13 protein-coding genes are annotated in these 11,810 nt (G+C 32.6%); 6 read left to right on the forward strand and 7 right to left on the reverse strand.

Features of this window, described 5'->3' with window-relative positions:
* The first annotated feature begins 55 nt into the window (after positions 1-55).
* From QLQ94_RS09080 to QLQ94_RS09090, 3 genes are all read left to right on the forward strand, one after another.
* On the forward strand, positions 56-1,447 hold the full coding sequence (locus QLQ94_RS09080) for an IS4 family transposase (protein WP_482499260.1): 1,392 nt from the start codon (positions 56-58) through the stop codon (positions 1,445-1,447).
* 86 nt (positions 1,448-1,533) lie between these two features.
* Entirely contained in the window at positions 1,534-1,893 is a 360-nt protein-coding gene (locus QLQ94_RS09085; protein ID WP_427402600.1) for a Sec-independent protein translocase subunit TatA/TatB, read from the forward strand.
* On the forward strand, positions 1,893-2,456 hold the full coding sequence (locus QLQ94_RS09090; RefSeq protein WP_271336545.1) for a phosphatase PAP2 family protein: 564 nt from the start codon (positions 1,893-1,895) through the stop codon (positions 2,454-2,456). Before QLQ94_RS09085 ends, QLQ94_RS09090 begins: the two co-directional genes overlap by 1 nt.
* A gap of 286 nt (positions 2,457-2,742) precedes the next feature.
* Here QLQ94_RS09090 and QLQ94_RS09095 read toward each other — a convergent pair whose 3' ends face one another.
* The 6 genes from QLQ94_RS09095 to QLQ94_RS09120 all read right to left on the reverse strand — a co-directional run bounded on the left by QLQ94_RS09095 (position 2,743) and on the right by QLQ94_RS09120 (position 7,647).
* Entirely contained in the window at positions 2,743-3,384 is a 642-nt protein-coding gene (locus QLQ94_RS09095) for an O-methyltransferase (protein WP_427402599.1), read from the reverse strand.
* A gap of 113 nt (positions 3,385-3,497) precedes the next feature.
* Complete coding sequence (locus QLQ94_RS09100) at positions 3,498-3,863, reverse strand: hypothetical protein (protein ID WP_271336543.1); 366 nt, start codon at positions 3,861-3,863, stop codon at positions 3,498-3,500.
* A gap of 234 nt (positions 3,864-4,097) precedes the next feature.
* Positions 4,098-4,649, reverse strand: coding sequence for a hypothetical protein (locus QLQ94_RS09105; RefSeq protein WP_271336542.1), 552 nt, complete (start codon positions 4,647-4,649; stop codon positions 4,098-4,100).
* Positions 4,650-4,654: 5 nt separating this feature from the next.
* Positions 4,655-6,037, reverse strand: a complete 1,383-nt coding sequence (locus QLQ94_RS09110) for a hypothetical protein (protein WP_482499553.1) — start codon at positions 6,035-6,037, stop codon at positions 4,655-4,657.
* 5 nt (positions 6,038-6,042) lie between these two features.
* A complete protein-coding gene (locus tag QLQ94_RS09115; RefSeq protein WP_271336540.1) occupies positions 6,043-6,612 on the reverse strand; it encodes a YceI family protein in 570 nt (189 codons plus the stop codon).
* 441 nt (positions 6,613-7,053) lie between these two features.
* Positions 7,054-7,647: a YceI family protein gene (locus QLQ94_RS09120; protein WP_427402598.1), complete on the reverse strand. Its 594-nt coding sequence runs from the start codon at positions 7,645-7,647 to the stop codon at positions 7,054-7,056.
* 411 nt (positions 7,648-8,058) lie between these two features.
* Between QLQ94_RS09120 and rlmN the strand changes: the two genes are divergently transcribed.
* Positions 8,059-9,102, forward strand: coding sequence for a dual-specificity RNA methyltransferase RlmN (rlmN, locus tag QLQ94_RS09125; RefSeq protein ID WP_271336538.1), 1,044 nt, complete (start codon positions 8,059-8,061; stop codon positions 9,100-9,102).
* A gap of 84 nt (positions 9,103-9,186) precedes the next feature.
* Here the strand turns inward: rlmN and QLQ94_RS09130 are convergent, their stop codons facing one another.
* Complete coding sequence (locus tag QLQ94_RS09130) at positions 9,187-10,047, reverse strand: hypothetical protein (protein WP_482499556.1); 861 nt, start codon at positions 10,045-10,047, stop codon at positions 9,187-9,189.
* Between the two features lie 162 nt (positions 10,048-10,209).
* Between QLQ94_RS09130 and QLQ94_RS09135 the strand changes: the two genes are divergently transcribed.
* Both QLQ94_RS09135 and QLQ94_RS09140 read left to right on the forward strand, forming a co-directional pair.
* The gene (locus QLQ94_RS09135; protein WP_271336536.1) at positions 10,210-11,187 is read left to right on the forward strand and encodes a polyprenyl synthetase family protein; all 978 of its coding nucleotides are present in this window, start codon (positions 10,210-10,212) and stop codon (positions 11,185-11,187) included.
* Between the two features lie 60 nt (positions 11,188-11,247).
* Positions 11,248-11,802: a LemA family protein gene (locus tag QLQ94_RS09140; RefSeq protein WP_482499558.1), complete on the forward strand. Its 555-nt coding sequence runs from the start codon at positions 11,248-11,250 to the stop codon at positions 11,800-11,802.
* Positions 11,803-11,810 lie beyond the last annotated feature (8 nt).

Here is an 11,810-nt window from a genome sequence, read left to right on the forward strand (position 1 = left end):
CTGAAAAGAGCTACCGTCTGGACACAAATATATTTTTAATTATATTTGAGAAAAAGTGCAGACTAGATATTTTGAAAATTTAAAAGACAAGCGATTGTTGAATAGAGGTAATTCTATTCTCAATCGCTTGTTTGCTAATAGTATTTATTCGATAAGACAATTAGCAGAAAGTGACTCTGAAGCCAAAGCGATTTATCGATTTTTGCAAAATGATAACGTCAGCGAAGCTGATATTATAAAGAACATGTCTATTAATTGTGTAAGCTGTGTTGAAGACAAATCTGTATTGTGTATTCAGGATAGCAGTGAAATAAACCTTTATAATCATAGAAATAGGATTAAAAAGGATGAATCAATTGGACTGACCAATGCTTCTGTTGGAGGACTTGGTTTTTTTATACATCCAAGTTTTATTATAGATGCAGAAACTTTAATGCCATATGGTTTTTCAGATGTAAAAATATGGAATAGAGGACATGAGCTGCCAGCTAAAATGAAAACCAACACTCACAATCGCATACCTATTGAAGAAAAAGAGTCTTACAGATGGATAGATTCTTCTCTTGAAACAAAGAAAAAGCTAAGTCAAGCAAAAGAAATAATCATTATTCAGGACAGAGAGGGAGATATCTACGAACAATTTTGCCTTGTCCCTGACAGCAAAACACATTTATTGATTAGATCGCGATTTAATCGAATGTTAGATACTAAAACCAAACTTTTTGATCACCTAAATTCCCAGCCCCTTCAAGGGATGTATACAATTGAATTAGAAGGTGACAAAAGAAGGAAAATGCAGAAAAGAACTGCTGCTATAGAAGTACGCTTTTCAGAAATAACAATAGGTAAACATCAATATTCAGGCAAACATCTTCCAGATAAAATAAATCTTTATGCCATCGAGGCAAAAGAAGTTGGAGAAAATATTGAAAACCCCATACATTGGAGATTATTAACCACTAAAAAAGTTGAAGATCTACAAACTGCATTACTTTGTATCGAATGGTATACCTACAGATGGACTATTGAAGAAGTATTTAGAATTTTAAAGAAAGAGGGCTTCAATATCGAAGCAAGCGAATTATCTCAAGGTAAAGCAGTTCGTAAACTATGTCTTTTGATGCTGGAGACTATTATAAAGCTTTTTATAATGCAAATAGCTTATGCCAGCGAAGAAGAGACCGAACCAAAAAGCTGCTTTTCAGAGGAAGAAATGGAATGTTTAGAATTACAAATCACCCAATTAGAAGGAAAAACCGAAAAACTAAAAAACCCATATAAATCGTCAGATTTGAAACGATATATATGGGCTATTGCTAGATTAGGAGGATGGAAAGGTTATCTCTCTGAAAGGAAACCTGGCATCACAACCTTTTGGATTGGCCTGCAAAAATTCACTTCAGTCATGCAAGGTTGGATACTCTTTAGAGTTGTGTCCAGACGGTAGCTGAAAAGAGTCTTTTTTTTTTAAGTAAATTTTAAAGTTGTCAGTTGCAAAATTTAATATCTTTGTAACACACAAAAATAAAAGATATGTTTGGTATAGGAGGAGGAGAATTAGTTTTTATACTGTTTATAGTGTTAATGCTTTTTGGTTCAGACAAAGTGCCTGAAATTGCCCGCACAATGGGTAAAGCAATGGCGCAATTAAAAAATGCAACCAACGATATTAAAAGCGAAATTCAAAAAGGAGCTGAAGCGAATGGCCTTGATGCCAATTCTCTGAATAGTATAACAGGTAATATCAATGCTCAGATTAATGATGCCAAAACGAACCTGTTAGGAGATACTACAAATCTAACTTCAAATTTGTTAGGTGATACGACCACAGAAATAGATAAAGTAAAAGAAGATATTGATTCTATCTCAGGACCTGTAAAACGCCAAATGTAATGCTCGAAAAAATAAAAGAATTAGATACCAGTCTCTTGGTATATCTTAATGGTTTAGGTTCTGAAACATACGATAAACTTTGGCTTATAATCACCAATCAGTTATATTGGACCCCATTTTTCATACTGTTGTTTTATCTTATTTATAAAAAAATAGGGGGAAAGCAAACCTTATATTTACTACTGTTTATCGCGGTTTTGATTGCTTTTACAGATCAGGCAACGAATTTGTTTAAATACACTTTTCAGCGTTTGCGTCCTTGTAATAATCCCGAAATCAATTCGTTTATTCGTGTAGTTCAAGTCAGAAAATCATATAGTTTCTTTTCAGGACATGCAGCGAATACAATGGCAGTTGCTACTTTCTTGTTTCTGGTTCTAAAACGCCATTTCAAGTATTTAGGATTCTTGTTTTTATGGCCGTTAATTTTTGCTTACAGTAGAATTTACTTAGGATTGCATTATCCGGGAGACATCCTTACAGGTTATTTCTTTGGAGCACTTTTCGGATTTTTGATTTATTTGGTTTACAGAAAACTAAAACCTCAATATTTTCCAGGGTAATTTTTAGGAGTTATTTATTGAATCGTCTTCTGCCTTAACCGGAGAGCTGGGAATTCAAAACAAAATAAAAGGCTTTAGCCAAAACGTTACGTTTTGGCTAAAGCCTTTTTTAATTCGATCTATTTACCTCTGGTTAAAGAACAATATCATTAAGTTAAAGAATGGGTAAATAGAGAAGTAACCACAAAGTTTGTCATCTCGACGAAGGAGAGATCACACTAGTATTTCCGTTCAGATATTCGCCAATCTTTGTCGAGTTTCTTGTGTGAACTGAACAAGATGATGACTAAAGCACCCGACTAACCGTCAAACCATCACGAATTGGTAATAAGACCGTCTCTACTCTGGGATCATTTTTCAAAAGCAAGTTATATTCTAAAAGTACTTTTGTACTCACATCATTGGGATGAACAGGTTCAAGGATTTTACCGCTCCATAAAACATTATCAGATAAAATGATTCCGCCCTTATTCATTTTAGGAACAATCATTTCCCAATAATTCAGATAGTTTTCTTTGTCAGCGTCTATGAAAACTAAATCAAATTTCACATCCAGATTTGGAATAATAGTAACAGCTTCTCCTAAATGCTGAAAAATTTGTTTTCCCCAAGGCGAAGCGTCAAAATATTTTCTCTGAAAATCAACCAATTCTTCTTTAATATCAATAGTATGCAATTGCCCGCTTTCTTGCATTCCTTCACACAAACACAAGGCAGCATAGCCTGTATAAGTACCAATTTCAAGAATATTCACCGGACGAATCAATTTAGACAACATACTGAGAACACGTCCCTGAAAATGTCCGCTTAACATTCTTGGCAAAAGTATTTTCTGATACGTTTCTTTGTTTAGTTTCGCTAATAATTCCGGCTCGTTTTCAGAATGTTGTTCGATATAGTCTTCTAGTTCTTGTGATATAAAATGCATGTTGTAGTCTTCTAAATTTGATTGTAAAAATACAAAAAATATTCCTTCACTTTTTTGCATAAAAAAAAACCACCCGTTGTAACGAGTGGTTCAATTTTGAATTTTAAGAGAAATTACTTTTTCAAAGCTTCATTAACTTCTTTAGCAGTTTTTACTGTTCCGTCTTTAGCAACTTTAGCAGCATTTTCTACTTTCTCAGCGCCTTTTTTTGTAGCGTCTTTTACGTCAGTAGCCGTTTTTTTAGCAGCGTTTTCAACATCATCGGCTGCTTTTTTAGTAGCATCCTTAACGTCTTGTGCAGCACCTTCAGTTTTGGTTACCGCGCTGTCCTTGATTTCTTTAACGTCTGTTGCCAAAGTATCAACTTTGTTTCCAAGAGTTAATTCTTCTTCTGTTAATTTTGGTTCTTCTTTTTTACAAGATTGAACAGCGAATGCCAATAAAGCGATAACAGCTAAGCTTAGAATTTGTTTTTTCATGATAATTGATTTTTTTAAGGTTATTAAAATTAAAAGGTTATAAAGCTGAAAAATAAAGATACATATTTAAAAATGATTGAGCTCTTTGTAAGATTATTTTTCTTTTAAGAGCTAGGCAATTCTCGTGCCAAGTTTTTATAAACATAAAATTATAGTTTCGTTTTTTTTCTTTCAGGGTATTAAATAAAAAAAACATGAAAATATTTTAAAAAAAAACAGAAGATTTGTAATCCTTTAGTTTTTATATAAACTAAAATTAATTACGATTTCATCTCTGACTTTTATTAAGCCGGCCATTTTAACGGGCGCTTGTAACTCAATATCAGAAAAATTTAAATCAAGTGATCCATGAATATTATTATCAGAGCCGTATAATATGAAATCTTTGTATTTAAGTGTTTTATTAGTGATTAAAAAGGTAAGGTTACATTTGTAATTTTTACCAAATGGTTTTACATCTGTGATCGTTACAGTACTGTTAGGGAATTGTTTAATTTTTACAGTTCCCTGTAAATCTTTAGTCATGATTTTGTTTCCACAATCAAATTGAGACATTTTGATTTCAGTATTAAAGATATTTTTTTTGTTTGAATTCAAAAAAAGGGTATCTCTCTTCAAAAATGTATTCGAACAATTGTATTTGCCTACTGTAGATACTCCGGTAATTTCTATTTTAACTTTATTTATTACCAAGATTGTATCTTCTGCTGAAAAAGTGGGTTTAGCACTTCCGAAAAAAAATAAAACTGCTAAACCCATAATTAAGATTGAAAATCTTGTGTTCATCTTTTTTAGAATGAAATTGTCGCTTCAAACATTAGTCCTTCAAATTTTCCTCCGTAAAAATCATTTGGCATTGAAACTCCGCCTACGTTTCCAAACTGTTGGTAGTTTTTGTAATTCTGTTGTACGTATGAAAGTTTTGCCAAAATATTTTTAGTCATAAACCAACCTGCTGCAGCTTCAAATCTGTTTACCTGAACAGCCTCAGCATCACTATTTCTTAATTTACCATCTACTAAGTTGTATTTAGCACCAACATATAAATTTTCGTGGCTTCCAAAACGGTATACTAAATCTCCAACATATTGGTTGACATTACGTGTATCATCTGTTCCTTTATAATCACCTCCTGAAGCAAATTCAAGAGTACCAAAGAATTCAAAACCTTTATATTTTACAAACGGGTTGATCACATATGATGTAGCCCAGTTGCCAAATCCCGGATTAAATCTCCCGGTATCTTTATTACTTTCAGAATCTAAAATATTACTAGCTGGGTAACCAATTGTACCGGCGTGAGTCATAACACTATAAAAACGGCTTCCTGCTCTGTCTGAAGAATATAAGTTTCCGCTTGAGTTTGCTGTATGATAATAAGATCCGGTAAGTCTGATTCTTAAATCAGTATCAACTTGTTTGTCCCAACCTAGTTTAGCCAAAATCGTAGGGCTGACAGTCGTATTTTGATCTGGAGTAATTGCAGTAGTAGGTCCAGGAATAATTTCTTGTACGTTTTGATTTAATTTAGAGTTTGTTACTCCAATCATACTTACAAAACCGCTTCTGTTATAGTAAATTTCAGCTCCCATTTCAGTAGTAAAAGCATCCATGATATTATTGCCAATAAAAGGGTTTGTGATAGTATAAGCGTTATTACTTCTTCTAAAGTGCGCATCACCATAATTGTTTTCCATTTGACCTATCTTGATGGTAGTATATTTCATAACATCTTCAAGAAGACCTTTTTTAATGAAATCTAACTTATCAATTTGTAAGTATCCACCTTGTACCCAAGTCTCATGGTGGTGTCTCGAAGCAAGATAAAGGTCTAGATTTACACGTACCCCATCTGCTAATTGTGCACCTATTGTCATATTAGCATTAGGTAAATTAAAATCGTTAGTCAGATTGTTTAATCTGTATCCGGCATTTGGTGTTCCCGTAAAATCTCCTTGGTGATTGAACGAATTTATAGCTTGAAATTGTAATGCAAATGCACCACCTATGTCAACACTAATACCTTTATATGCAGTTGTATCTTTTCTAACGTCGAATACATTGATAGCTCTTTGATCGCGAGGAACCTGGTTCTGAATATGTCCAAAGCTAAGCTGTGCATTTGCCGCAAACGTGCTTGCTAATGCTATAAATAGTAGATAGATTTTTTTCATGATAATTATATATTAAAGTTTAAATTAAATTTTAAAGTCAAATCCTGACCTGTTTTGATGGTGCCTAACATTGCGGTTGGAGATTTCATCCCAAAATCAGTAAAAGTGATTTTGTTTGTTCCCTGTATGTTCAGACCTTCTTTTGTTACAGTTGTTTTTACAGTCGTTTTAAGTACTTTGCTGACTCCGGCAATTGTATAAGTCCCGGTTAGTTCCCAAGTAGTTTCGTTTACTTTTTCGGCAGATTTAAGAACATATTTAATGCTTTTATTCTTGTCGGTTTTTAAAGTTTCATACGCTACTTTGTCCATGCTTTTTTTCTCGCTTTTAATACTTTCTGCTAAAAGAGTTATAGATAGCGATTCTATCTCAGTTAGTTTAAAGTTTGTGATTGTCAGGTTTGCAGTTCCTGTTGCTGAACTTGATTTCATTTCCCAATCATGTAATGTTGATGTACCTGAAACTGAAAATGTAGATTTACTATCTAATGTGTAATTTCTTTGTGCAGTTGCAATTGAAGTTATTCCTAAAAAAGAAACCACTAATGCCAATAGTTTTATTCTTGTCGTTTTCATAATGCTGTTGTTTTTTGTCATGTTTGTTTAAAAAAAATTATAAAATCTTAAGTCAATTTTAAGTTAGTACTAATTGTTTACCTTATTAACTTGTATCAAATTTAGAGGGATCATTAAGAGAATATTATGATATAAGTCATTGTTAAATTTTTATTAAAATTGTATTATCTAACTACATCGTTTGCATTTTTGATAAACTGCTTAAAAAGGTTAAAAACTTAGAATAGTTTTAAACAGAGTAGAATCATTTTTGAATAATTACAGATTTTCGGAACTTTTTAGTCAAAAAAAAAGCAGAAAAATTATTGCTATAATTTTTCTGCTTTTAATAAAATACCTGTTCCTTGTGTAGCTTTTACTATAAATAAGATATAGTAGTTTTCTGTTTTTATGAGGGGATTAAGTTCAATATTTAGAATAAATGATTGAAGTATTTAAATACTATTTAATAACTAAATTATTATCATTTTTGGCAGGATCATTTAAAGTAATGTTGAAAATTACAGTTAGTTCTTTTCCGGCTCTGACAACTCCAAGAGCTGCTGTTGGAGTAGACATTCCAAAATCAGCAAAAGTTATTTGGTTAGATCCTTTAAGGATAAAATTTCCATTACTGGCAATTACATTAACCTGAGTTTTGTATTCTTTGCTTGTTCCTGCAATAGTATAAGTTCCTGTTAGGTTCCAGGTTGTTTCATTTAATTTAGAAGCAGATTTTAAAACGTACTTGATATTTTTGTATGTTTTAGTTTCCATTGTAACATAGGCTACATCATCCATACTTGTTTTGCTGCTTTTTATGCTTTCTACTAATAGCGTAATAGTCAGACCGTTTATATTAATTAGTTTAGAATCATTAGCTGTCAGGTTTGCTGTTCCGCTACCTTCTGTAGATTTCATTACCCAGTCGTGTATGTTTGAAGTTCCCGAAACTTCAAAAGTTGATTTTGCTACAGTATAATTTCTTTGTGCTTGTGTGTGTAGTGAAAATGTTGTAAAAATCACCGTCAATAAAATTGATTTAATTGCTCTCATTTTGATATTGTAATAGGTTAATCAGATGAATGAAGAAGTTTATAATTCAATAGTTTTTATAGAATCATAATTTGAATTTGATTTCTGAGATCAAATTTATTGTGCAAACATTGAAAATGGAATGATAAAAATCATGTTGATGATTTTTATACAAAAATGAGGAGTAATTTGTGGTTGGATAATTTTGTGGTAAATGTATTACTTTAAATGTCTGTTTTGATAGTTAATTCTTCTTTTGTTTAATAATTAACTGCCTTGTTTTTTGTTTTTGGTGCAGAGAAGCATTTTTGGATCATTTTTTAAGATTCAATTCGCATTTAAAAAATTAATTAGTCTTTCAAAATTTTATTGGTTTGATTAAGAAAGCATCTAAAAGTCAAAAAAAATGACAAAAGTGATTAACTTTGCACTATGCAAATTGAGAAAAAAGACATACGAGCCTTATCAAAAGATCAGTTACGCGATTTTTTTGTCGAAAATAATGACAAAGCTTTTCGTGGCAATCAAGTCTATGAATGGTTATGGAGCAAGGGAGCACATAGTTTTGAGGATATGACAAATGTTGCCAAATCAACTCGTTCTATGCTCGAAGATAATTTTGTAATCAATCATATAAAGGTTGATACAATGCAACGCAGCAGTGATGGTACAGTAAAAAACGCAGTTAGGCTGCACGATGGTTTAGTGGTAGAATCTGTTTTGATTCCCACAGATACCAGAACAACAGCTTGCGTTTCAAGTCAGGTAGGTTGTAGTTTAGATTGTAATTTTTGTGCTACCTCACGTTTAAAAAGAATGCGAAATCTGGAACCGGGAGAAATCTACGATCAGGTTATTGCAATCGACAAAGAAAGTCGCTTGTACCACAATCATCCGCTTTCGAACATTGTTTTTATGGGAATGGGAGAGCCTTTGATGAATTATAACAATGTAATTAAAGCCATTGATATGATTACATCGCCTGAAGGTTTGGGGATGTCGCCAAAACGTATTATGGTATCGACTTCAGGAATACCTAAAATGATTAAAAAAATGGCCGATGATGATGTCAAATTCAAATTGGCAGTTTCTTTACATTCAGCTATAGATGAAATCCGTGCGCGTATCATGCCTTTTAGTAAAAACTTTCCGTTGGCAGATTTAAGAGAGTCATTAGAATATTGGTACAGAAAAACGAAGAATAAAATTTCATACGAATATGTAGTCTGGAAAGGAATCAACGACGATAAGGCTTCAATAGACGCTTTGGTTAAATTCTGTAAATATGTACCATGCAAAGTAAATTTAATTGAATATAACCCAATTGATGACGGAGAATTCCAGCAAGCTTCAGAAGAGTCTATTATGGCTTATATAAAAGCATTGGAAAACATTGGAGTAGTAGTTAAAGTACGCCGTAGCCGAGGTAAAGATATTGATGCTGCTTGCGGGCAATTAGCGAATAAAGAAGGATAAATTAGTATTTAGAGATCAACAAAAAAGCATTAAAAACGAGACTGGTTCTTGCTTTTAATGCTTTTTTTTGGGCAAAAAGGATATTTATTTTTTCAGGTCAATTTCTGTAGTTGTCCCATCCTTTGTTATTTTTGCAAGCGTATCACAATTGCCATCTCCGTAATCAATAACAGCAGTAGCTCCATTTTTAGTTACAGAAACGACTCCTTTTACAGCAAATGGTTTTTTGCAGGAGGCTTCAAATTCCAGTGGTGTTGTAATTTCAGTTGAAAGAACATCTCCGTTTGGGAAAGTAGTCGATCCGGTTCCGGTAACTAAATAAGCGTTGTCTTCCCAATTAAGCCAGGTATCGTAGCCGGCAACCGTCTCTTTTACCAAAGCACCTTTTCTGGTGTACACTTTTCCGTCATCAAAAGTAATAGTCATATCTATAGTTGCAGCCGAAACCGGATGTGCCGTTGCAAATAGATTAGTTGTTTTTATAGTTCGAACAATACTTTTATTTCCCTGAAGTTTTTTGCCATTATGATAAAATCCTTCAAAAGTATAGCTGATAGTCTGGCTGGAAGCAGAGAGATCATTTGCAAATGAAAGAATCATTTTTCCTTTAATGATGTTTCCATTGTCAAGCGTGCAGCCTTCAGCGCCAAAATCAACAGTTTTTGTCCATGTATTATTTGTTAGGACCGTTGTAATTTTGGCACAAGCCGGAAGAAAACTTTTTATAGTTCCGCCAGATTTAGCAGTGCTGTTTTGTTGAACATTAAATTGATCGTCGGCAATATTGGTTATATCTTCAATCGAGGCATCAATTTTAGAAGTAGCAACAATTTCGTCGTTCGAGATTGCTGTAGTTTTTACCTCGTTTGTTTTCTCATCAGAGTTACAGCTAATAAAAAAGGATAAAGCGGCTAATGGTCCAATAAATAAAAATTTTGTTTTCATAGTAAATTGTTTACGTGGTTTTACTTTTTAAATAATGAATTCAAATTAGGCTTTAAAAAAAATGATCCTGGTAGAGTTTTTTTTAATTAGTACTAAATTATTGTTATACTAACTTAAAATACACAACGTTTTTTTATTTAAAATAGTATATTTGGGATCGAAATGAATATTACCTCTCAAATAAAACAGCCTATCTTTCACGAGATGGAACTTTTTGAAAAAAAGTTCCATGAATCGATGACTTCTAAGGTGGCTTTACTGAACCGTATCACTTATTATATCGTAAACCGAAAAGGAAAACAAATGCGTCCTATGTTTGTTTTTTTGACAGCAAAAATGGTTTCCGGAGGTATTGTAAATGAGAGAACATATAGAGGAGCATCCGTAATTGAGCTTATTCATACAGCAACTTTAGTACATGATGATGTTGTAGATGACAGTAATCGCCGTCGCGGTTTTTTCTCTATTAATGCGCTTTGGAAAAATAAAATTGCCGTTTTAGTGGGAGATTATTTATTGTCTAAAGGATTATTGCTTTCTATAGATAATGGTGACTTCGATTTGCTCCGAATTATCTCAGTTGCTGTTCGCGAAATGAGTGAAGGAGAATTACTTCAAATAGAAAAAGCCCGAAGACTAGATATTACCGAGGATGTTTATTATGAAATTATCCGAAAAAAAACAGCTACACTTATTGCAGCTTGTTGTGCTCTTGGAGCAAAATCAGTAATCGAAGATGATATTCAGGTAGAAAACATGAGAATGTTTGGTGAACTTATCGGAATGGCTTTTCAAATCAAAGATGACTTATTCGATTATAGCGAAGAAGCTATAGGCAAACCAACCGGAATAGATATTAAGGAGCAAAAAATGACGCTGCCTTTGATTCATGTCTTAAATACTTGTACTCCACAAGAAAAAAAGTGGTTGATAAACTCCATAAAGAACCACAATAAAGACAAAAAACGTGTCAAAGAAGTAATTGCTTTTGTAAAAAATAATAATGGTCTGACTTACGCCGAAAACAAAATGGTTGAATTTCAACAAGAAGCGCTTTCTTTATTAAGGAATTTTCCTGATTCTGAATTTAAAGATGCCCTTATTTTGATGGTCAACTACGTTATAGAAAGAAAAAAATAATTCCACAATCAATTTTTAATATTTTTATTGTTAAATTCGATTCTAATTTAATAATGAAATATGATTATTTTACTCGTAATACTTTCAATTGTTGTCATTATAGGTATTTACCTGATAGTGCTCTATAATAGTTTTGTTTCTAAACGCAATATGCTCGAAGAAGCATTAAGCGGAATAGATGTTATTCTAAAAAAACGATTTGATTTAATTCCTAATCTTGTCGAAACCGTAAAAGGATACTTAACGCACGAAAAAGAAACACTTGCTAATATTGTAAATCTTCGTAATCAGGCTTTGAATGCTGGCAGTGAAGATGAAAAATTACAATTAGACAAAAAATTAGGGAATGCCGTGGGAACTATTTTTGCATTGGCAGAAAATTATCCTGATCTAAAAGCCAATACAAATTTTCTGAGTTTGCAGGAAGAACTAAGCGAAATAGAAACTGAAGTAGAAAGATCAAAACGATATTATAATGCAACAGTTAGAGATTATAATATTGCGGTAGAATCATTTCCCGGTAATATTGTTGCTAATTCTTTTGGTTTTCCTAAGAAAAACTTCCTTGAATTAGAAGATGAAAAACAGAGAGAAATCCCAAAAGTTCAGTTTTAAATTGTATT

The sequence above is a fragment of the Flavobacterium sp. B114r genome (genome assembly GCF_056824125.1).

Excerpts from the sequence above, each read along its gene's own strand:
- QLQ94_RS09085 (WP_427402600.1), top strand. The coding sequence starts at position 1,534 with ATGTTTGGTATAGGAGGAGGAGAATTAGTTTTTATACTGTTTATAGTG.
- QLQ94_RS09090 (WP_271336545.1), top strand. The coding sequence starts at position 1,893 with ATGCTCGAAAAAATAAAAGAATTAGATACCAGTCTCTTGGTATATCTT.
- QLQ94_RS09095 (WP_427402599.1), bottom strand. The coding sequence starts at position 3,384 with ATGCATTTTATATCACAAGAACTAGAAGACTATATCGAACAACATTCT.
- QLQ94_RS09100 (WP_271336543.1), bottom strand. The coding sequence starts at position 3,863 with ATGAAAAAACAAATTCTAAGCTTAGCTGTTATCGCTTTATTGGCATTC.
- QLQ94_RS09105 (WP_271336542.1), bottom strand. The coding sequence starts at position 4,649 with ATGAACACAAGATTTTCAATCTTAATTATGGGTTTAGCAGTTTTATTT.
- QLQ94_RS09110 (WP_482499553.1), bottom strand. The coding sequence starts at position 6,037 with ATGAAAAAAATCTATCTACTATTTATAGCATTAGCAAGCACGTTTGCG.
- QLQ94_RS09115 (WP_271336540.1), bottom strand. The coding sequence starts at position 6,612 with ATGAAAACGACAAGAATAAAACTATTGGCATTAGTGGTTTCTTTTTTA.
- QLQ94_RS09120 (WP_427402598.1), bottom strand. The coding sequence starts at position 7,647 with ATGAGAGCAATTAAATCAATTTTATTGACGGTGATTTTTACAACATTT.
- rlmN (WP_271336538.1), top strand. The coding sequence starts at position 8,059 with ATGCAAATTGAGAAAAAAGACATACGAGCCTTATCAAAAGATCAGTTA.
- QLQ94_RS09130 (WP_482499556.1), bottom strand. The coding sequence starts at position 10,047 with ATGAAAACAAAATTTTTATTTATTGGACCATTAGCCGCTTTATCCTTT.
- QLQ94_RS09135 (WP_271336536.1), top strand. The coding sequence starts at position 10,210 with ATGAATATTACCTCTCAAATAAAACAGCCTATCTTTCACGAGATGGAA.
- QLQ94_RS09140 (WP_482499558.1), top strand. The coding sequence starts at position 11,248 with ATGATTATTTTACTCGTAATACTTTCAATTGTTGTCATTATAGGTATT.